Source organism: Deinococcus sp. QL22 (genome assembly GCF_023370075.1).
In the GTDB taxonomy this organism is placed as follows: Bacteria; Deinococcota; Deinococci; order Deinococcales; family Deinococcaceae; genus Deinococcus.
In genome coordinates this window covers 299,635-319,186 of the sequence record NZ_CP097152.1, presented here as the reverse complement: position 1 = coordinate 319,186, position 19,552 = coordinate 299,635, and the positions used below count along the sequence as shown (strand labels likewise).

Here is a 19,552-nt window from a genome sequence, read left to right as displayed (position 1 = left end):
CAGCCACTTCATGTGCTCGCCGCCCTCCACGATCTGGCGCAGGTAGACTCGGCCCCGGTCGTCCAGCAGGGTGCCGTAGCGCCGGTCGATGATGCCCGCGAAACTCGTGACCGCCCGGATGGGCGCCTGTGCGCCCGGCCCAGGGCCACCGCGCACTGGGCCGCCAGGGTTCGCAGAAAGTGGATTTCGGCCTCCGTGAACTCATGCGGCTCCCTGAAATCCAAAATCAGGGCGTCCAGAGGCCGCGCATCCAGGAACATCGGCAGCGCGGCGGTGGCGACGGCGGCCACGCCACCCGTGCGGGCTTCCAGTTCTGGATAGGCCCGTGCCAGAGCGCCGTGGTGTTCAAAAAACAGCGCCTCGTGCCGTCCCAGGGCGTCGCCTACTGCCCCACTGCTGTCCAGAGGGCCATCCTGCCACACCCCCTGAGCGCCCTCCTCTCCCTGGGCGGCCGCCATTTTCAGCTGCCAGCCCGGCTCATCAACCAGAAGCACGGCTCCGGCAAGGGCATTCAGAGCGGCCAGAGCGGGCGTCAGGATCAGCCCGAATACGCCCTCCTGTGTATGGACGGCAGCAAGTGCCTCAGTCACGGCCTGCAGGCGTTCGCTGAAGGTAAGAGGGCCCCCCAAGGGCGCTACGGCATGGTTGGGCACGGGTCCAAGATACGGTCTGCACCCAGAAAAACTTTGGGGGCAGAGACGGTTTCTCCGCTGTTCCGTTGCCCAGGCCGTCTGGCAGGCCAAGAGTGGCCGGGTGGTCCTCAGGATGACTGCTCGGAGTGCTTCATGCGGCCGGGCCAGATCGCACGCGACTTGACCGACCCTTCAGCACTGATCTGGAGCGCTCTCTTCAACCCCTCGGAAAGGCAGGCAGCCCGGACACAGCTGGAAAGCCCAGAGCCGACAGGTCAGCTTTGAGGTCGGGCGATCAAGACGCCGGAGCCAGGAAGCGTGACTTCACCCTGCACTGTCACGCCCGCGAGCAGATCGCGCAGGGGAACCGCCAGCGGAACCGTGACCTCATGTTCCAGGTGGTTGAGGAGGAACAGTACCCGCGCCTCCCCCTCACCGCGCATGGTGGCCTCCACACCCTGGGGCAGCCCCGGCCATGTGGGTTCGATGCCTGCTTCCTGACACAGATGTGCGAGCAGACCGCGCAGGAAAGCCGGTTCAGCACTGGACGCGAGGTGCCAGGCCTGGCCCTGGCCTGGCCGGTGGCGGGTCAGGGCCGGAGTGCCGGCATAGAAGTCCTCGCCGTAGGTCGCCATGACCTCGGCCCCCTCGGTGCGAATGATCTCGAACAGGAGGTTGCAGCTGTAGCTCCCGGACAGTTCTCCCAGTGCCTGACCCAGCACGATCCGGTTGTGCACCTGTGGATCCAGGGCGTCAATTTCTTCGACCCACAGCCCAAGCAGGTCGCGCAGCGGGCCAGGAGCGCCGCCCCGGAAGACCCGGTCGCTGGGGTCGGCCACGCCACTCAGGAAGGTGGTGAGCAGCGTGCCTCCCCCACGCACAAAGCCGTGCAGCGCCGTGACGTCTTCTGGATGCAGCAGGTACATCACGGGCGCGGCCAAGAGGCGGTAGCCGCTCAGGTCGCTTGCCGGCCCGACCAGATCCACCGCGATGTTGGCAGCGTGCAGGGCGTCGTAGACCTTCCAGACCTCTTCCACGTAGTCCAGGGCTGCGCTGGGTCCCATCGAGTTTTCGCACGCCCACCAGCTCTCCCAGTCAAACCAGACGGCGGCGCGGGCAGACAGGCGTAACCCCAGCGTCAGATCTGCAAGCTGCCGGAGTTCCGCTCCGAGCGCGGCCACTTCCCGGAAAACCCGCGTGTCGCTGCGTCCATGGTGCTCGATGACCGCGCCGTGAAACTTTTCGCCCGCACCCGGCGAGCGGCGCATCTGAAAGAACATCACTGCGTCTGCCCCATGAGCCACGGCCTGTAAGCTCTGAAGCCGCATCACCCCGGGCCGTTTGAGGGCGTTGTGCGGCTGCCAGTTCGTCTGGCTGGGCGTCTGCTCCATCAGCAGAAACGGCGCTCCGTTCTTCAGACCGCGCATCAGCCCGTGCAGCATGGCCGTGCGCGAGGCAGGCTGATCCCGGCCAGGGTAGGAATCCCAGCCAATCACGTCCATGTGCGGGGCCCAGGCCCGGTAGTTGATCGGGCGGTAAGCGCCCATCAGGTTGGTGGTGATCACCGCGTTCGGCTGGTGCTCGCGAATGGCCCGATCTTCCAGCAGGTAGCTGTCCAGCAGGTTGTCACTGTTGAAGCGCAGGTAGTCAAGCGACAGGCCCTGCATGCAGGTGTGCCGGTCGTCTCTCTGCACCGTGAGGGCGTTGGGCGCAACAATTTCGTCCCAGACCGTCACCGTCTGGTTCCAGAACGGGGCATTCCAGGCGTGGTTCAGGGCGTCCAGCGATCCGTATTTTGCCCGCAGCCACTCCCGGAAACGGATCTCGCAGTTCCCGCAGTAGCACGTTCCACTGAACTCGTTGGAAATGTGCCACAGCGCCAGCGCCGGGTGCTGGCCATACCGCTGGGCCAGTGCACCCGCCAACCGGGGCGCGAAGTGGCGGTAGGTCGGGCTGCTGGGACAGGAATTGTGGCGGTTGCCGAACTTGCGTTTGCGGCCCTGGGCATCCACCCGCAGGATGTCCGGATATCGGGTCGCCATCCAGGCCGGGTGCGCGGCGGTGCCCGTGCCCAGGCAGACCTGCATTCCGTTCCCGTGAAGCAGAGCGACAATCTCGTCCAGCTGAGCGAAGTCGAAGGTGGCCTCGTCGGGCTGAAGTCTTGTCCAGGCGAAGATGTTGATACTCAGCAGATCGATCCCGGCTTCCCGGAACAGCCGGATATCCTCGTGCCACACCCCGCAGTCCCACTGCTCGGGATTCCAGTCGCCGCCATAAGAAATTTTTCGGAAGCCGGGATCAGGCATACGCGCTCCTGTTGGAGTGGGCGGCCAAAGGCCAGTTCGGTGTGCTGGTTGGATAGGGAGAGCAGAGCGTCCTCACTACTATAGTGGCCTTCCTGCTCCGCTTTTATGGGGACGCTCCGTGTCTCCAGGTGATTCGGTTGATCCGGCGCTCCCGCCAGAGCGGAAAACTCTTGGTGAAGTGGGCAATTGCGTCCTGGGCGAAATATCTGCCGGCCGAAACCATCCTGGTCTTAAACGGTAGCTTGAGCCTCCGCTGTTCCCCGCATATCCCTTCCCTTTTGCATGGCGCCTCAAGCTTATCGTCCGCACACCGCAGCAGGCTCTTGACAAACCTCGGCCCAATGCCTCCTGTTCCTCTAGCACTCCACGGCTGGAAGGGTGAAGAAAAAGGTACTGCCTTCTCCTGGGGTGCTCTCCAGCCACAGCTGCCCCCCATGGCGTTCCACGATCTTCTTGCACACCGCGAGCCCAATCCCGGTCCCCTCATACGTGTCCCGTCCATGCAACCGTTGGAAGATCACGAAGATCCGCTCGAAATATTGAGCTTCAATCCCGATGCCGTTGTCTGACACTGCAAAACGCCACATCAAACCGTCCTGCTCGGCAGACACTTGTACCTGCGGCGTGACCCCGTCGCGGCGGTACTTGAGCCCATTGGAAATCAGGTTCTGGAACAGTTGATCCACTTGCCGGGCATCCGCCTTCACCACTGGAAGCGCCGTCCGGTTGAGGTGGGCGTCCCGTAGGTCCGGTCGCAGGCGTTGGATGACAGAGTCAACGATGCCACCGACCTCCACTGGCCCCCCTTCCCGCTGCTCAGTGTGCACGCGGGAGAAGGTCAGCAGATCGTCGACCAGCCGTTTCATGTGCTCCCCGCCGTCAACAATCTGCCGGAGGTACACCAGACCTCGGTCGTCCAGTGCCCCCCCGTACTTGCGGTCAAGAAGGCCTGCAAAGCTCGTGACCGCTCGAATCGGGGCTTGCAGGTCGTGTGAAGCGATATAGGCAAACTGTTCGAGTTCCGCGTTGCTGCGCTCAAGTTGTCGCGTCCGTTGCTGCAGCTCACCTGCCTGCTCGGCCCGTTCTAAGGCAAGGCCCAAGCTCCTCACCACCGTTTCCAGCACCACTTTGTCGGTGGGTGTCCAGCGCCGAGCGTCAAACAGCACCGCAATGAAGACCCCCACGACCTCACTGCCCCGGGACACGGGCAAGGACGCGGCCGTCGTGACGTGCTGCACCATGGCCGCGGGGGTATCACTCCCACGCACATAATCATCCTGGTAGTACGGCTGCTGAGTCGTCCAGGGGATATCTACACTGGGCGTGACGCCAACGAGCGGCCCCGCGTCAATGAAGGTCTGCAGGTCAGCGTTGCCGACATCACCGACCTGAACCCGGTTGCGCCAGTGCGCCCCGTCACGCTCGTAATACAGCGCGTAGCCGGAGGTCAGGAGTGACAGGGTGACTTCCTGCGCTCGCCGCACGACTTCATAAGGATCGCCCCGCATGACCAAATCTTGAGTGAGCTCCGCAAACCCCTCGAGGGCCCGGGTGCGTGCCTCAAGTTCTGCGTTTTGCGCTTTCAGTTGGCGCGTCACCTCTGTGCGTTCCAACGTAATGTTCAATCCGCGCGCCACTGCGCGGACGAGGGCCTGTTCACGCTGACTCCAGACCCGGGCCTCGCGGGTGCCCACCACAAAGAGGCTCCGGGTTTCACCGTTGACGACCAGCGGGAGGAAGGCGACTGCCCCGTACGCCGCGGCGCTCGGCACCGCGTTGGCTTCGGCGTCCCACCCATCAACGAAGACGGCCGCGCCTGAGCGCGCGGCCTCGCTGAAGTCGGGGGCGTCTTGAGGAACCCCTGCCTGAATCTCAGCCGCGACCTCGGGCCGCAGGTCGTCCGACCAGACCCGAGCTTTCCAGAGCCCGTCCTCCAGTTCGTAGTACGCCGCACTCACATAATTCAGGTTGGCGTGCACCACCCCAACAGCTTGACGGGCGAGGGCCAAGACATCGCTCTCACTGCCCACCGCTTCCTTGTAGGCCACGAAGGCATCCAGGGCGGCACGCTGCTCGTCGAGCTCAGCGGTGCGTGCGATGACCCGAGCTTCCAAGGTCTGGGTGAGCCGGGCACGGCCCAGAGCAACGGCGCTTTGGGCCGCGAGCGTGAGGAGGAAGCGCTCCTCATCCACCGTAAAGTGGTGGGGTTCCTTGAAATCAAGAATAATCGCTCCAAGAGGCTGATCATCCAGCGTCATGGGCAGGACGGCCGTCGCGACGGCCGCCATTCCACCCGTGCGGGCTTCAAGTTCAGGGTAGGCCCGCAGCAAGGCACCCTGATGTTCAAAGAATAGCGGCAGCTCACGTGCGAGGGCGTCGCCAGCCGGGACATTGCCGTCGAGTGGGCCATCTTGCCACAGGGTGTGGGCCCCCTGCTCATACCCTTGGATGGCTGCAATCTTGAGTTGAGTCCCCGTCTCATCCACCATCAAGATGGCTCCAGCGATGGCATTCAGGGCCTCCAGGGCAGGCGTCAAGATGATCCGGAACAAGTCCTCTTGGGTGTGGACCGCAGCGAAGGCTCGGGTGACGGCTTGCAAACGTTCGCTTAAAGAGAGAGGCACCCCGGGGGGCGTGGCGGAATGGCTGGACACTGGGCCAAGATACTGTCCAGAGCAGTGGAACTTTGGGGAAGAACCGTCTTTCTAGCGCTCCCTACTCGAAAGAACTCTTGGCAGAGCCCGGCGCAAGATTTGCGGTTCAAACGGGAGTGGAAACGGTTGTGTTGCCTTAATTGGGTCAAGGGAGGCTAACCCGCCGTGACCGACGCCAAGCCTTACCGCCACCGGTTCCCCATGACCCTTATCCAGCACGCCCACAAAGCTGTACCACCGCTTTCCTTTGAGTGACCGTGACGTGCAGGAATTGCTGCACCAGCGCGGACGTTCGGCAGGTCAGGCTGGCGTCGCTAGGCTCTGTGCCGTCAGCACGGCTACGAAGGCGCGCACCACCCCTGGGTCGAACTGTTGCCCGGCCTGGACCTGCAGTTCCGCCAGGGCCGCCTCCCGCGTCCACGCCGCCTTGTACGGCCGCTCACTGGTCAACGCGTCAAAGACGTCGCACACCGCGAAGATCCGCGCTCCCAGGCTGATCTCCTGTTCCCGAAGCCCGCGCGGGTATCCGCCCCCGTCCCAGCGCTCATGGTGCTGGGTGATCACTGCCAGCGCCGCGAGCGGCAGGAAACCCAGCGTCTCGGCCAGCCGGTGGCCCTCGGACACGTGCATCTGCATGATTGCCCACTCCTGCGCATTCAGGCGACCGGGCTTGAGCAGCACCGCGTCCGGAATGGCCAGCTTGCCGATGTCATGCAGGTACGCGCCCCAGCGCAGCGCCTGCACTGCGTCCTCCTTGAGGCCGAACCTCTCTGCGAGCCGCAGGGCCAGCGCGCAGACCCGGTCCGTGTGGCCCTGGGTCTCGCCGTCGCGCACCTCCAGGGCCAGACCCAGCGCCCGCAGCGCCGCCTCCCGAGCGGCCACCGCCTCGAGGGCGAAGGCCTCCGCCGCTCCCCGGGCCTGGGTGGTGTGCTCCTCGGCCACCAGGCGCCCGGCGAGCGCCGCGATGGTGCTGGCCACCATGGAGAAGAGCGCCGCCTCGTCCGCCGTCCAGGCGTGGGGCTCGAAGGTGTGCATCAGGAAGGCGCCCAGCAGCGTGCCGTCGGCGGTGCAGACCGGCGCGGCGGCCAGGGAGCACACGCCCAGTTCCGGAAAGCCGGCGCTGGCCTCATCCCGGGCGGTGTCGTCGAAGAACAGCGGGTGTGCGCCGGCTTCCAGGGCGAGCAGCAGCGGCAGGCCCGCCGGCAGGCCGTGGGCAGCGATGGCGGCCATGCCCGGTGTCTGCGGCAGGTCGCCGGTGGCGGCGCGCACATGGTAGGCCAGACGGCGCTGATCGCCAGCCTGGAAGTAGGCGGCGCCTACAGCTGCGGTGTGTGAGACCAGATGCTCGAGGGTAGGCGTCAGGCCCTCAGGCAGGCTGGGGGCGGCGAGCGCCACCCGGGTCAGAGTCAGGACGCTCTGGGCAGCAGTGGTGCGGGCGTCTGTCCCGGAGTTGAGGTCAGAGATGCGCGGTGAAAGCGGTAGACCCATGGGCCTATGATGTCGGTTGACCTCTCTCCAGGTTCTGACAGGGCGCCTGCTTGAGCGGCATGGAGGCTCGGCCAGATGGAGGCTTGATGAAGGGGCGAGCCGGGGTCGAGGTCGGGGCCACTGGCAGTCACCGGAGGCAGGGCCGTCCAGGAACCGACGAAGTCAAGGGCGAATGATCGCCCTTGCGGGCGAGCGCGTGTATGTGGACAACCGTGGCGCGGCGTTCCACGCCGCGCTCATGAAATGGTTGGACGAGTGGCATCATGACACGGTGGAGTCAACGGTGGAACTGGACGGTGAGTGAACGGCCTGCCGACGGTTTGGTGAGCAGGTCAGTGTGCGCCCAGAACTGGGATGATCACTGTTGCTGAAGAGGTGCCATCACATGGGATAACTTCTTTGGCACAGCCTGAGCGGGAATTTCTGTTCCAACTCTAGCTTGATCCCGGATGTTCTCTTTGGGCATGAAAGCACTCTTCCGCTGGCTCCAGCGCGGGCTCAGGCGGGCATACAGTATCGCTCAGGTGACAGGGGGTGGAGTGCCACGGCGTGAAGTAGAGACGAAGGCTCGCCATTCCAGCCCTGATTTGTCAGGCTGGAAAGCGAGGAGACGTCATGAAGCAGAAGCAGTTCACGGAAGAGCAAATCATCAAATTGCTGCAAGAGGCCAAGAAAGGCGAACAGCCCATAGAGGAGTTGTGTCGGGACTTCGGATGCAGCCCGGCGTCGTACTACACGTGGAAAAAGAAGTACGGCGACACCACACCGGATGAAGCCAAGAGGCTTCGTCAGTTGGAAAAGGAAAATGCGCGGTTGTTGCGGATCGTGGGCCAGCAGCGCCTCGAAATCGAGGCGGTCAAAGAGGTGTTGGCAAAAAAGCGATAACGGCCACTGAGAAGCGCGCCCTGGTGCGAGACCTGATGGCGCAGCGGGTCAAGCCCGAACGGGCTTGCTTCTTGGTGGGCTTACCCAAATCCTCGTGGCACTATCGCCCCAAACAACGTCAGGACGGTGAACTTTTGGATCGGATCCGCCAACTGGCCGAGCAACATCTGCGACGCGGTTCTCGGTTCATCCACGTGCTGCTGGTCAAAGAAGGCAAAACGATCAACCGGAAACGGGTCAGACGGATTTGGCGAGCGGCGGGACTGGCGATCAAGAAGAAGCCTAGCCGAAAAATTCGCACGGGCAACCCTCTCCCCATGACCGCGGAATACCCCAATCACGTGTGGACGTATGACTTTATCTTCGATCAGACCCTTGGCGGCACGACCCTGAAAATCCTCACCCTCACGGACGAGTTCACTCGGCAATCGCTGGCCATCCGGGTCGCCGAGACGTTCACGTCCATGGACGTGAAAGCCGTCCTAGACGAGGTCATCAAAGAGAGGGGTACCCCAACTTTTCTGCGCAGTGACAATGGTTCGGAGTTTATTGCCCGTGATTTGGGCATCTGGCTGGCCGTGCAAGACGTCAGCACCCGATTCATTGAACCGGGAAAACCCTGGCAGAACGGCTTTGCCGATAGTTTCCACTCCCGTTTGCGAGAAGAATGCTTAACCCAAGAGGTCTTCTATTCCGCACAGCACGCCCGTGTCTTGATCGAAGGCTGGCGAGCGTTTTACAACGCCCACAGACCCCATTCTTCGCTCGGTTACCAAACGCCAGACGAGTTTGCCGCGACCTGGCTGGCTCAATCGGCTTCGCATCCAGTACCCTGTAGTTGAGCCGAGTCTCTACTCGAAGTCGTCCAAACATTGGGGCCAGCCCAGGGGCTGGCGGATGCTGGGGACAGCGAGAGCTGATCACGCTGAAGCACCCGGGGTTCGGCCGCCCGGCGACTCGCGTGAATCAGACCGGACAGCACATGGTCTCGCTTCCGCTGCCAGAGGGAGAACTCGTGCAGATGCAAGTGCCAGAAATCTTGCTCGGGCACCGCGTTCCCATCCACCTCCACTGAGTACATCTGCACCGTGGGGAGAACCAGCGCTTCATCATGGGCCACAATCTGGGTGTCCTGTCCTGAGCTTGACGGGTCTGGGACGCTCTGACCCTCACCGCTTGCTGGACACGGCCCGTGCTTAGAGCAGGGGCGAACGCTTCAGGGGGCTCCAGCTGCACCGCCCGCATCTCAAGAGGCAACTGAATGGGCGTGGCCCACTGACGGCCGAGTGTGTTGGTTGAGCGTTCCTGGTCATGGGGCTTCAAAAGGGTCTGAATCATCCCAAGGATCTACCCTCGGGCTTTGAGCTCTCGGAGGGTTGTCGAGAGCCCGAGGAACGTTCAGAATTCGTCTGCAGTGCGCTGAAACTCAACGGAAATGTTGATCCTTCCAAGATGCCATCCTTATTCGGAGCCCGTACAACTTGACAAGACCGGAGTCTGCCTGTTGTGCATTCCCTAACTGTCAGGAGGATGTGGGAGTCGATTGACACAATAAGGGGTGTCCAAAGATTTAGTTGCTGTCCACTTCCGCCTGTCGGGAAGTTGCTCTACCCAGTCCGAGGTGCTGACGAAAGAGAGGGTGACCTGCTGGTGATGGTCTTCTTTCAGTCGGTTGGCAGAAGACCCCTGTTCCACTGCGCGGCGCCAGCCCCAGTTGGACTGCCCCTACACTGGCACCGCCACCCAGTGCCGCTGAGGGTGAAGAACTCAGCTGGCAAGTTCAGGAAGAGCTTGGGGCCGGTTCCGTGGGTTTAAGCTCGGTGATGCTGAGCCTGAGGGCTACAAGTCCAGTACTGCGCAACCTCCACTGGTGTTCACGGCAGTCCCTTTTGAGTTGGTGCGTGCTTGTGGCCGCATTGCTAGGGCCGAGCTCAGGCGGTGCAGACGCACAGGCCCGCTCTGTCTTGCCCCTGCCCCCAGCGATGCGGCTACAGACCATGCCGTTTGCTTACCAAACCTTCAACAACTGCGGCCCTCAAGCTATTGCCAGCGTGCTGGGATACTACGGCCAGCACGTGTCTCAGCAGCAGGTCGCTGTGGTTGCCAAGGCCACGCCCAGAGGCTACATGACCGCTGAAGCCATCGAACGATACGTGGCCCGCTACGGCCTGCAGGCTCGGCGCTTTGTGGGGGGTCGCCGCGCCCATCTGCGTGCGCTGGTGGCGTTGGGGGTTCCGGTCATCGTCTTGCACTGGCTGAGGCCAGCCTCCAGCATTCCGCATTTCAGGGTGGTCACCGGCTTCGATGATACCCGGCAAGCCTTCCGGGTCTTAGACCCTCTCTACGGCCCTCAGATCTCTATTCCCTACCCGTTGTTTGACCAACTCTGGACCGTGAACCATGCCGAATTTATTCCGGTGTATCCCCCGAATACGGCGGGGGCTGTGCGGTCAGCCCTCGGCCTCTGAAACAGCCACCTGGATCTAGAGAGGCAGTTTCAACCGCAACCATCCCAGCACTCCAGCCTGATTCAGTTCCAACTGCGTGCAGGCGGACAGCAGGAGAGGGACGATCAGCAGGGGAAGGAATCGACGCATATCAGCTCCTCAAACTTTTTGGCATGCGTGAGTTAGGTGTTCAGGCTGCCCCGCACCTGAGCAGCCATTTGCTCGGCGTGGTAGATCGTCCAGGTCCTCGCACCTTGCTGGACGATCACGGTGCTGCTCCCCACGAGCGCCATGTTGCCAGTCATATTCACGCCGCCCACCGGGAGGTAGTACACCGCCGCTCCAGCGGCGCGCAAAGGAACCATGTTTTTCAATTGTTCCTGAGTAATCAGCAGCGTGAGTTTCGTGATCGCGCGTGATCGCAGGTTCGTCAGGACGCCTCTCTGAAACGTGACGTTGGGAAAGGAACTGCCGATCATGGTCACGTCGCCGCGCAACAGACGCACGATCTGGGCTGGGTCGGTGGTGACCGTGCGGTTGATTTGGGGCGTGGCCTGCGCGTGTACGGTCCCAAGGAGCAAGGTGGCCAGAGCCAAGGCGGCACGGTTGTTCATCGGATCACCTGGTCGTAGTTGAGAAGGGGTTCGCCGGTCACACGCGGGATGCCGTAGCCCTCGGGAACGGATTTCCAGTCATAGCGAGCGTCGTCGCCAAGCGCACGGTGCTCGGACTGACCCCGGTCCTGATCATGCTTTGGGTGGCTATGATCGTACGACTCCTTCAGAGCGGTGTAAACGGCCAAGCCACGTCACCTACCGAATCATTCTCGCCAGACGCGTCCCAATCGGCATGGTAGACCTCGCGGCAAGCCGATGGCCCCGAGTCGCCGTGAGCTCTCGCATAGGCGGCCGTCGCATCATAGGCCTGCAGGATGGCGGGGAACTCAAATTGTTGCTTGGTCAACGTCACGAACGCCTCCTGGTGAGCGGGTTCCGTTCGCAACGTGACCCCGTCTGGGACCGTCAGCAATCCCGTGTAAGGCACACACATTTCTATTGGACCGTCGCTGTCGGTATTCACCTCGCCGTGATAGATCACGATGCTCGGCCCGGTGGCCTGAGCTGCTGCCAGTGCGTGGAGCTGCCCTAGACCTTGTCGAATCACGTTGTTCAGCTGATTGACGTACACTCGGCGCGTCAAGGTCGCGAACTGCTGTTCGGGTACCCACCGTTGCTGCACTGCCTGGGCATACGGAGAGTGGGCGGTCTGAGCGTCTGAAGTGGTCATTTGTATTGCCTCCTGTTGCTGATGAGCTTGCTGGATCAGGTATTCAGCTAGCGTCCGGCGTTGTTTGTGCTTCTGCTCGAGTTCTTGCCACACACCTTGCAGGAGTACGGCGCGTCCTGCGGGTGGGGCGTCGAGCAGCATCTGGATTTGAGGCAACGGCAACTCTAATTGCCGCAGCAAACCGATGGAGCGCGCCCGCTCCAGTTGCACTGCTGTATAGAAGCGGTAACCACTCGCCTGATCGACTTGTGTCGGCAATAACAATCCCAACGCGTCATAGAGCCGTAACGCCTTGAGACTCAACCGACTGAGCCGCGAGAATGCGCCGATCGTCATGAGGTGCCCGTGCTGATCGCCGAGTGGCTTGATTGAAGGGTCATCTGTGTGTGCCGTCACGCTGCCTTCCCCCAGAGGTGACTCCAGTGTGCGGTCTGCCCTTGGGGGAAGGTCAAGTCCCCACGCTTAGCTCAAAGCTGACAGTGAAATAGACTCTGTTGGAAACGGTGTGCTTGAGGCTGGAAGAAGCTTTGCAGACCTTTCGCGTGACAGCTTCCGAGTGAGGGTGAGTCGATTTTACATACATGGAGTGAAGCCTCAATTTGAGGAGGCACTTCATGACCCAGCACACAAGGTGATCTTGCTAGGGTTCTGTGGAGGAGGAGTTCAGTCTGACCGACAATGGAGACTGACATGACCGCCAGTAAAAACCACTACACCGCCGAGTTCAAAGAAGAAGCCGTGCGTCTGGTGATCAGCAGCCAGAAAAGCTGCGCTGAGATCGCCCGCAACTTGGGTGTTCCACCGTATTTAGTCGTACGCTGGAAACAGCATCACGAGCAACAAGGGGCGGTGGGCCGCCCCCAATTCACCGGACGCGGCGTCGCCGCGTTGAGTGAGCAGGAAGCGCGGTTCAAGAAGCTAGAACGAGAGCTGGAAATTACCCGTCAGGAACGCGATATTCTGAAAAAAGCACTGGCCTTCTTCGCCAAAGACCACTAATTTACGGGTTCATTGAGCAGCATCGGCATGAGTACAGCATTGAGCGGCTGTGCAAGACGCTCGGTGTCGGGGTCAGTGGCTATTTTGCGTGGTGGAGAAGGCCCAAAAACTGCTATCGGGTGGAAGACGTCGCTCTGACCGAGGCCATTCGAACCATTCATCAAGTCAGTAGGGGCACCTACGGTGCCCCTCGTGTCCAAGCCGCACTCGTGGACGAGGGAAAACAGGTCAGCCGAGCACGAATTACTCGGCTGATGAAGGCAGCGGACTGAAGGCTCGCTGCAAGCAATTTCGCGTGACCACCAATTCAAAACACCCGCACCCAGTGGCCGAAAATCTACTGAATCGCGAATTTGTTGCCGAACAACCCAATCAGAAATGGGTGACGGATATTACCTATTTACCCGTGGCTGAGGGCTGGATGTACCTCGCTGTGGTGATGGATCTGTTCTCTCGCAAAATCGTGGGTTGGGCCATGCGGGCCACCCTGCAGACCGAGTTGGTCGTCGCTGCGCTGGACATGGCACAGCAGATTCGGCGTCCTGGACAAGGATTGCTCCATCATTCGGACCAGGGAATTCAATATGCGAGTCGCGAGTATCGACAAGCACTGGAGCGCCTCCAGGCGCTCCAAAGTATGAGCCGAAAGGGAGACTGCTGGGACAACGCGGCGATGGAGAGCTTCTTCGCCACCCTCAAGCTGGAACTGGAACTCGACACAGCACAAGGAAACCGCGCTGACACACGTAATCTGGTCTTTGAGTGGATTGAGGTGTTTTACAACCGCGAGCGTCGTCACTCTAGCTTGGGGTACCGCTCACCGACTCGCTTTGAGCAACACCGCGCCACACTGAACTGATCCTCCACGAAGGCATTGCAATATCAAGGTATACCGCTGAGGTAGTTGATCAGCGGTATGGAAAAGCCGTCTGGGGCAGAACTTGTGGCCGGGGGAATGACGCTCGTCTACGGGCAGGAGCGAGAGCAGATACAGCTCGTTGAGAGGCCGCGTCATGTGAAGTCAGCCGGCGCGAACAGGCGGTGGACGCGGGTGAGGGTGTGCTGCCAGTCCATCCAGTGGCCCACGCACTCAGGGTGCCGCCCGTGCTGTTCCAGCGGGTCTTTCAGTGCTGGGCATGGCGCTCGAAGGCGGGCCGGGCGGTCGGGGCGAGTTCGATCGGGAGGAGGAATAAGAACCGATGACCGAACCCCTCACGGGCGAAACCTCGGTCTTGCATGACTTGGCACAGCGCACTACCGGGCAGGTTGGAGGCACGAGACACGGGCCGTTCAAGCTCAACGTCCCAGTGGTAAGTGTTGTGAAGTTCGTTAAGCGGAATGATGTCAGCGTGGTTCAGATCGCAGGTCTTCAGCACGTGATATTGCAATGCCTTCGTGGAGGATCAGTTCAGTGTGGCGCGGTGTTGCTCAAAGCGAGTCGGTGAGCGGTACCCCAAGCTAGAGTGACGACGCTCGCGGTTGTAAAACACCTCAATCCACTCAAAGACCAGATTACGTGTGTCAGCGCGGTTTCCTTGTGCTGTGTCGAGTTCCAGTTCCAGCTTGAGGGTGGCGAAGAAGCTCTCCATCGCCGCGTTGTCCCAGCAGTCTCCCTTTCGGCTCATACTTTGGAGCGCCTGGAGGCGCTCCAGTGCTTGTCGATACTCGCGACTCGCATATTGAATTCCCTGGTCCGAATGATGGAGCAATCCTTGTCCAGGACGCCGAATCTGCTGTGCCATGTCCAGCGCAGCGACGACCAACTCGGTCTGCAGGGTGGCCCGCATGGCCCAACCCACGATTTTGCGAGAGAACAGATCCATCACCACAGCGAGGTACATCCAGCCCTCAGCCACGGGTAAATAGGTAATATCCGTCACCCATTTCTGATTGGGTTGTTCGGCAACAAATTCGCGATTCAGTAGATTTTCGGCCACTGGGTGCGGGTGTTTTGAATTGGTGGTCACGCGAAATTTCCGCTTGCAGCGAGCCTTCAGTCCCGCTGCCTTCATCAGCCGAGTAATTCGTGCTCGGCTGACCTGTTTTCCCTCGTCCACGAGTGCGGCTTGGACACGAGGGGCACCGTAGGTGCCCCTACTGACTTGATGAATGGTTCGAATGGCCTCGGTCAGAGCGACGTCTTCCACCCGATAGCAGTTTTGGGCCTTCCACCACGCAAAATAGCCACTGACCCCGACACCGAGCGTCTTGCACAGCCGCTCAATGCTGTACTCATGCCGATGCTGCTCAATGAACCCGTAAATTAGTGGTCTTTGGCGAAGAAGGCCAGTGCTTTTTTCAGAATATCGCGTTCCTGACGGGTAATTTCCAGCTCTCGTTCTAGCTTCTTGAACCGCGCTTCCTGCTCACTCAACGCGGCGACGCCGCGTCCGGTGAATTGGGGGCGGCCCACCGCCCCTTGTTGCTCGTGATGCTGTTTCCAGCGTACGACTAAATACGGTGGAACACCCAAGTTGCGGGCGATCTCAGCGCAGCTTTTCTGGCTGCTGATCACCAGACGCACGGCTTCTTCTTTGAACTCGGCGGTGTAGTGGTTTTTACTGGCGGTCATGTCAGTCTCCATTGTCGGTCAGACTGAACTCCTCCTCCACAGAACCCTAGCAAGATCAGGGTGAAGGGCGTTCACGGCATTGGGGAAGCGGCCCACACTCCCGATGTGGTCTGCATGACCGTGGGTGGCCAGCACCATGGTGACGTCAGAGGCTGCTTTCCCAAGCGTCTCCAGCGCCGCTTGCAGATGATGGAAATGTTCTGCTCTACCGGTGTCAATCAGTATGACTTGCTGATTCCGGAGGATCAGATAGCTGTTGTTGTAGGACTGCCACTCTTCATCCCAAACTGCGAGGGCATACACGTCGCCACTCACGCGACCGAAGTGTGTGTTGTTCATCTCCTGATGACTATACGGCCGAGCACAACCGTGCTCCTGATCACCACAACTGCGACAACCAACCCATCTCAGACAGGTGAGCAAGGAACTTTCCCATGACTGACCTAACGTTGCATCAGCCGGAATAGACGACCTTTCGCACGCGCATCGAGACCCTGGTCAGAACCTTGCCCGCCGGCGCCGAGTTCTGCAGGAAGAGCTCAAGCGGTTCTGGGCAGAGGGCAAGCGTGACACTTCATGGAAGGCCCGCTCAAGTTGAGAGCGAAGTGGTTCTTCTCGCCAGCCCAGGATGCGGGCACGGGTCGGGTAAGGGCGTGCTCACCCGTGCGACCAACTCCCCCTGTACCTGCAGGTCTTCTTCGCGCCAGCCGGCCCAGTACTTGGCATCCGCTCCCGTCGTATTGCAGCTCCGTAGCTGCGGAACTGATCAGTATGAATGACTTCTGGGACGTCATATTCCTTGAGCAACCTGTTCAAGAAGGTCTTCGCAGCTCCTCTGTCCCGATGTCGCTGAAGGAGAATGCCCTGCACAAAGCCCTGCTCGTCAACAGCGCGCCAAAGCCAGTGTCTGACTCCGTCCACCGTGGTAGTCAATCAGATGCCACCGGGAACCCCGGCGGGGTTCCCGGTGACGCAGTTCCTGAGCAAAGAGGGATCCAAAGTTGATGCACCACTCGAGTACCATCTCGTGGCTGACCAGGGTACCGCGTTGGTGGAGCAATTCTGGGTCGTCCCGGTCGCTGAGTGGAAAGCGATGGTAGAGCCAAACGGTGTCCCCGATGATGGGCATCGGAAAACGGTGGCGATGGGGCTTGGCGTCGTTCACGGACGGTTAGCCTATCCCTACCGCGTTAAGGCAACACAACCGTTCATTCTCCTCCCCTGAGCCATGAAAGATGTACCGCTTTCACTCCCTGAGGGCTACTCCAGCCCCTGCACCAGCGAAAACCACGTTCCGGAGTCTGATAATTTAACTCCGAAACGGACTGGGATCAACAGGGACTCACTGACGTCGTTCTTCCTCTAGCTTTTGTAGACTGGCTGACCTGCTTCGGCCCAAGCTTTCATTCCACCGTCCATATGCGCCACGCTCGTGTACCCCATCTGTTGCAGGGTGTCCGCAGCCAGCGCGGAGCGACCGCCGGAAGCGCAGTGCAGAATCACGCGGGTCTGCGGATCAAACTCAGAGCGGTGGTAAGGGCTCGCAGGATCAGCCCAGAATTCCAACATGCCGCGGGGCGCCGAGATTGAACCAGCGATCGTTCCAGTCTGCCCGTGTTCACTCGGCTCACGGATATCAACCAACACGGCCTTTCCACTGGCGAGTTCAGCGGCGACCTGCTGGGGGGTCAGGTTCTCTATCCGGCCTTTGGCGTCCTGCACCATCTGAGCGGCGGTCTTTGCCATCATGGAACCTCCTGGACCCGAAACGGGCGGCGGGAGATGTGGCCATCTTCAGAAAGGGGGCAGAACGCACAGCTTCCTAGACGTGCACCGATATTAACCCTATCCCCAGCCCGCCGAAAGCGAACGCAGCGCAGACCCTCTACCATTGCCCCGTACGGGGCAATGGGCCATCTGCATACCGGGTAACGAGGTCCACCCGTAGGCGCGGGTCGGGTGTTGGAGCAGCAACATTTGGTCAGTCGTTTCGGACATGCTCACCCTCCAAATAGACTGTATTTTCTCTGTCCGACATACTTTCACAGAAGGAATTCTTTCTATTTATTGGCGTTATCACAAAGCTGGATGAGCGCAGTTGGGCACTGTATTAGGGCCCGATGCGTGGATTCGTGAGCGACCGGATATCAAGCTCTGTAGGGGGTGGGGGCAGCGCGGGCTGCCCAGTCGGACGTGCCAAGTAGGCCCAGGGAAACCAGAGGGTGCCGATGAGTTGCCATCCCTCCCCTTCCAACGTAGAGCGGGCTGGATCGAAAGCCAGGACACGGCGGTGTTCCCATTGCTCATCGCTTTTTTGAACGTCGTGGTACAGCGTCCCGAAACCAACGGAATGCCAGCCGTACACGCCGGCTCGATTCAAGATGTCCATTTCATTGAATGCCGTCAGTGGTGTGAGGCGACGAATCTCCTCCTCTGAAGAGGGCACGGTGTCGCCTTTGCTGAAGCGCTGCTGGGCGGCTTGCTTACTCAAACCAAGAACTTGTCCAATGGCTTCCCAGCTGTAACCGGCAGTGCGCGCAGCGGAGACAGCGGCGTGGAGTAAGACATCAACGTCTTGCCGTGCTTGGTGAGTGACACGAATCAGGTCAAGGTGGCCTCCCTGGCCTGGACCGAATCGTTCCTCCAATTGGGGGATGGCGGCAGCGATGACTTCAGCCAGTTGAGTACGGAGGGAATCATTGGTCGTCATGGGTTTTGTTGGACTGAGCGAGAATCGTCGCGAGGGCAGTGAAGAGGGAGGCATGAGAAGTGCTTCTTGGCGTCATATGTCAATTATACATTGACAGTCTATCCCGGTCAACTGATGATTGACGACGTTAAAGCGTCAATGGTACATTGACACCGGTACAATTCTTGAGGCGTACCGTGCAGAGGCATCCTCAGATCTTGGTAGGTTGGAGTGAACGTTGGGCGAACATTACATTTACCCAGAAAATTGAACCCTGTTTCCCTAGCCTAAGCTGCCTTAGATCAGAGATGATGATGAAGTTTTACCCGGGCAGAATATGAATATTTCGCACCTCTGACCCCATATCATTACACCCCCAACCGTCCACATCGAACTGTTTCTCAACACGTGCCTTGGGTGTCGTCAAACTGCACCAGGACGCAGGTCAGGCATGAACAGGCACCTGTTGCAGATGGTCCAAGCAGAGTGCGGTTCATGCCAAACGTACTGCTTTTCGGCCCAGGTTCTTCGTGTGCCCGAACTGCCTGCTTACCGATACCCGCATTCCGTCTATCCCCAAAATTTGCTTCAGGCGAGTTACGATTCGGGCGTGACTGGAACGAATTCCACCGTCCAGTTGGTCTCCCAGGTTTGCCTTGGTCAGTTGAGAACGCTTGTTCTCAGCGGAGATGCTCCTGGGCACTCCATCCAGGACATCGTTAGTAGAGAAGACGCCGATATGATCGCTGAATTTTCCGGTGACAGGCACATCAAGTGTGGTGGGCTGACGTCCATCCAGCCACCAAATCGACCAGGTGCCAGAGGTGGCACAGAATGAGCGCATTGCTAGGGCACGGACGGTTCCAGTCGGAAAATGAAGGATGTTGTCTTCAAGGTTCCCAAAGCCACCCAGAGTTTTCGTGGTCGATGAACGGCCATCAAACGTTGTCCACTCGGTGCAATTCGAGAAGCGGGCATTCAGCCGACGATGATCAACCTGCCAGTCGCCAATAATGAAATCAAAATCTGTTGGGGCGTGTGGGTCGAGTACGAGAGGCATTGGGATTCTCCTGAAGTGGTTCATGAAATGGTGGGCGGGGTCATCTTCGGTTGTGAAGCCACCCAGACATTTTACAATTGCCATCTCAAGCCCTATGAAAATCCATGGGGCATGCAGGGGTCAGGTGTTAAGGCTTGCTGCGAGCGCTGCGGAAAGGTGCGCCCACGAAAGACTTGGCGCGAGGTCTGTCACCAGCCGCATGAGCCGAAGCTTTTGGCCCCGTGAATGACCAGCAACGATTCTCACCACGCCACGGCAGGAGCCAAGTGCCCTGTGAGACAGGAGCGGAGCTGTGCCCCATAAAAAGTGGGGATTTCATTGACGAACTCAGGTTGGCAACGGCATGTATGGCTCCCGGTGTGCGCTCCAGCGCCCCTTCAATCTTCCGCACACAGTTTGGGCAATCTATCCCTTCCACAAAATAATCGAGCTGTGTGGGGGCAGCGCCGAAAGCAGAAGCGGAAATGGCCATGACCGCACTATGTCTGAGCAAATGCTCAGGTGTCTAGAGGCCGCGACAGACGCCGGGGAAT

General features: G+C 60.2%; 17 protein-coding genes and 3 pseudogenes. 6 read left to right on the top strand and 14 right to left on the bottom strand.

Annotation, left to right across the window (positions count from 1 at the left end; all coding sequences use genetic code 11):
- Positions 1 to 8 precede the first annotated feature (8 nt).
- The 3 genes from M1R55_RS23695 to M1R55_RS23685 form a co-directional block, all read right to left on the bottom strand.
- A complete protein-coding gene (locus tag M1R55_RS23695) occupies positions 9 to 653 on the bottom strand; it encodes a GAF domain-containing protein (protein ID WP_249395361.1) in 645 nt (214 codons plus the stop codon).
- 254 nt (positions 654 to 907) lie between these two features.
- Entirely contained in the window at positions 908 to 2,938 is a 2,031-nt protein-coding gene (locus M1R55_RS23690) for a beta-galactosidase (RefSeq protein ID WP_249395360.1), read from the bottom strand.
- A 356-nt stretch (positions 2,939 to 3,294) separates the two neighbouring features.
- Complete coding sequence (locus tag M1R55_RS23685) at positions 3,295 to 5,562, bottom strand: ATP-binding protein (protein ID WP_371827310.1); 2,268 nt, start codon at positions 5,560 to 5,562, stop codon at positions 3,295 to 3,297.
- 195 nt (positions 5,563 to 5,757) lie between these two features.
- Between M1R55_RS23685 and M1R55_RS23680 the strand changes: the two are divergent.
- Positions 5,758 to 5,899 (top strand): annotated as a pseudogene (locus tag M1R55_RS23680) (IS6 family transposase); the annotation flags it as partial.
- Here M1R55_RS23680 and M1R55_RS23675 read toward each other — a convergent pair.
- Positions 5,893 to 7,080, bottom strand: a complete 1,188-nt coding sequence (locus tag M1R55_RS23675; protein ID WP_249395358.1) for an HD-GYP domain-containing protein — start codon at positions 7,078 to 7,080, stop codon at positions 5,893 to 5,895. The pseudogene M1R55_RS23680 and the gene M1R55_RS23675 overlap by 7 nt on opposite strands.
- Before the next feature lie 172 nt (positions 7,081 to 7,252).
- Between M1R55_RS23675 and M1R55_RS31885 the strand changes: the two genes are divergently transcribed.
- The 4 genes from M1R55_RS31885 to M1R55_RS23660 all read left to right on the top strand — a co-directional run bounded on the left by M1R55_RS31885 (position 7,253) and on the right by M1R55_RS23660 (position 10,433).
- Positions 7,253 to 7,384 carry a hypothetical protein gene (locus tag M1R55_RS31885; protein ID WP_256566046.1) on the top strand — a complete coding sequence of 44 codons (132 nt, stop codon included), beginning with the start codon at positions 7,253 to 7,255 and terminating at the stop codon, positions 7,382 to 7,384.
- A 311-nt stretch (positions 7,385 to 7,695) separates the two neighbouring features.
- Entirely contained in the window at positions 7,696 to 7,965 is a 270-nt protein-coding gene (locus M1R55_RS23670) for a transposase (RefSeq protein ID WP_249395357.1), read from the top strand.
- Between the two features lie 23 nt (positions 7,966 to 7,988).
- Positions 7,989 to 8,807: an IS3 family transposase gene (locus tag M1R55_RS23665; RefSeq protein WP_249395356.1), complete on the top strand. Its 819-nt coding sequence runs from the start codon at positions 7,989 to 7,991 to the stop codon at positions 8,805 to 8,807.
- Positions 8,808 to 9,872: 1,065 nt separating this feature from the next.
- Positions 9,873 to 10,433 (top strand): C39 family peptidase, encoded by a 561-nt coding sequence (locus M1R55_RS23660; RefSeq protein WP_249395355.1) that lies wholly within the window; start codon positions 9,873 to 9,875, stop codon positions 10,431 to 10,433.
- 161 nt (positions 10,434 to 10,594) lie between these two features.
- On the opposite strand, the gene M1R55_RS23655 is transcribed toward M1R55_RS23660, so the two are convergent.
- Both M1R55_RS23655 and M1R55_RS23650 read right to left on the bottom strand, forming a co-directional pair.
- Positions 10,595 to 11,026 (bottom strand): hypothetical protein, encoded by a 432-nt coding sequence (locus tag M1R55_RS23655; RefSeq protein WP_249395354.1) that lies wholly within the window; start codon positions 11,024 to 11,026, stop codon positions 10,595 to 10,597.
- A gap of 166 nt (positions 11,027 to 11,192) precedes the next feature.
- Complete coding sequence (locus M1R55_RS23650) at positions 11,193 to 12,095, bottom strand: MerR family transcriptional regulator (RefSeq protein ID WP_249395353.1); 903 nt, start codon at positions 12,093 to 12,095, stop codon at positions 11,193 to 11,195.
- A 294-nt stretch (positions 12,096 to 12,389) separates the two neighbouring features.
- On the opposite strand from M1R55_RS23650, the pseudogene M1R55_RS23645 reads away from it, so the two are divergent.
- Positions 12,390 to 13,557: pseudogene (locus M1R55_RS23645) on the top strand (IS3 family transposase).
- 265 nt (positions 13,558 to 13,822) lie between these two features.
- Here M1R55_RS23645 and M1R55_RS23640 read toward each other — a convergent pair.
- From M1R55_RS23640 to M1R55_RS32405, 8 genes and pseudogenes are all read right to left on the bottom strand, one after another.
- On the bottom strand, positions 13,823 to 14,074 hold the full coding sequence (locus tag M1R55_RS23640; protein ID WP_249395352.1) for a hypothetical protein: 252 nt from the start codon (positions 14,072 to 14,074) through the stop codon (positions 13,823 to 13,825).
- Positions 14,075 to 14,101: 27 nt separating this feature from the next.
- A protein-coding gene (locus M1R55_RS23635; RefSeq protein WP_249395351.1) for an IS3 family transposase occupies positions 14,102 to 15,270 on the bottom strand; the annotation gives its coding sequence in 2 pieces (ribosomal slippage) (positions 14,102 to 14,988 and positions 14,988 to 15,270; 1,170 coding nt in all).
- Between the two features lie 18 nt (positions 15,271 to 15,288).
- The gene (locus M1R55_RS23630) at positions 15,289 to 15,609 is read right to left on the bottom strand and encodes an MBL fold metallo-hydrolase (RefSeq protein WP_249395350.1); all 321 of its coding nucleotides are present in this window, start codon (positions 15,607 to 15,609) and stop codon (positions 15,289 to 15,291) included.
- Between the two features lie 396 nt (positions 15,610 to 16,005).
- Positions 16,006 to 16,435 (bottom strand): annotated as a pseudogene (locus M1R55_RS23625) (IS6 family transposase); the annotation flags it as partial.
- A gap of 197 nt (positions 16,436 to 16,632) precedes the next feature.
- Positions 16,633 to 17,019 carry a rhodanese-like domain-containing protein gene (locus M1R55_RS23620; RefSeq protein ID WP_249395349.1) on the bottom strand — a complete coding sequence of 129 codons (387 nt, stop codon included), beginning with the start codon at positions 17,017 to 17,019 and terminating at the stop codon, positions 16,633 to 16,635.
- Between the two features lie 361 nt (positions 17,020 to 17,380).
- The gene (locus M1R55_RS23615) at positions 17,381 to 17,980 is read right to left on the bottom strand and encodes a hypothetical protein (RefSeq protein WP_249395348.1); all 600 of its coding nucleotides are present in this window, start codon (positions 17,978 to 17,980) and stop codon (positions 17,381 to 17,383) included.
- A gap of 472 nt (positions 17,981 to 18,452) precedes the next feature.
- Positions 18,453 to 19,019 carry a hypothetical protein gene (locus M1R55_RS23610; RefSeq protein WP_249395347.1) on the bottom strand — a complete coding sequence of 189 codons (567 nt, stop codon included), beginning with the start codon at positions 19,017 to 19,019 and terminating at the stop codon, positions 18,453 to 18,455.
- A 127-nt stretch (positions 19,020 to 19,146) separates the two neighbouring features.
- Complete coding sequence (locus M1R55_RS32405) at positions 19,147 to 19,491, bottom strand: heavy-metal-associated domain-containing protein (protein ID WP_371827282.1); 345 nt, start codon at positions 19,489 to 19,491, stop codon at positions 19,147 to 19,149.
- Positions 19,492 to 19,552 lie beyond the last annotated feature (61 nt).

Excerpts from the sequence above, each read along its gene's own strand:
- M1R55_RS32405 (WP_371827282.1), bottom strand. The coding sequence starts at position 19,491 with ATGGCCATTTCCGCTTCTGCTTTCGGCGCTGCCCCCACACAGCTCGAT.
- M1R55_RS23670 (WP_249395357.1), top strand. The coding sequence starts at position 7,696 with ATGAAGCAGAAGCAGTTCACGGAAGAGCAAATCATCAAATTGCTGCAA.
- M1R55_RS23675 (WP_249395358.1), bottom strand. The coding sequence starts at position 7,080 with ATGGGTCTACCGCTTTCACCGCGCATCTCTGACCTCAACTCCGGGACA.
- M1R55_RS23690 (WP_249395360.1), bottom strand. The coding sequence starts at position 2,938 with ATGCCTGATCCCGGCTTCCGAAAAATTTCTTATGGCGGCGACTGGAAT.
- M1R55_RS23615 (WP_249395348.1), bottom strand. The coding sequence starts at position 17,980 with ATGACGACCAATGATTCCCTCCGTACTCAACTGGCTGAAGTCATCGCT.
- M1R55_RS23655 (WP_249395354.1), bottom strand. The coding sequence starts at position 11,026 with ATGAACAACCGTGCCGCCTTGGCTCTGGCCACCTTGCTCCTTGGGACC.
- M1R55_RS23620 (WP_249395349.1), bottom strand. The coding sequence starts at position 17,019 with ATGATGGCAAAGACCGCCGCTCAGATGGTGCAGGACGCCAAAGGCCGG.
- M1R55_RS23610 (WP_249395347.1), bottom strand. The coding sequence starts at position 19,019 with ATGCCTCTCGTACTCGACCCACACGCCCCAACAGATTTTGATTTCATT.
- M1R55_RS31885 (WP_256566046.1), top strand. The coding sequence starts at position 7,253 with ATGATCGCCCTTGCGGGCGAGCGCGTGTATGTGGACAACCGTGGCGCG.
- M1R55_RS23630 (WP_249395350.1), bottom strand. The coding sequence starts at position 15,609 with ATGAACAACACACACTTCGGTCGCGTGAGTGGCGACGTGTATGCCCTC.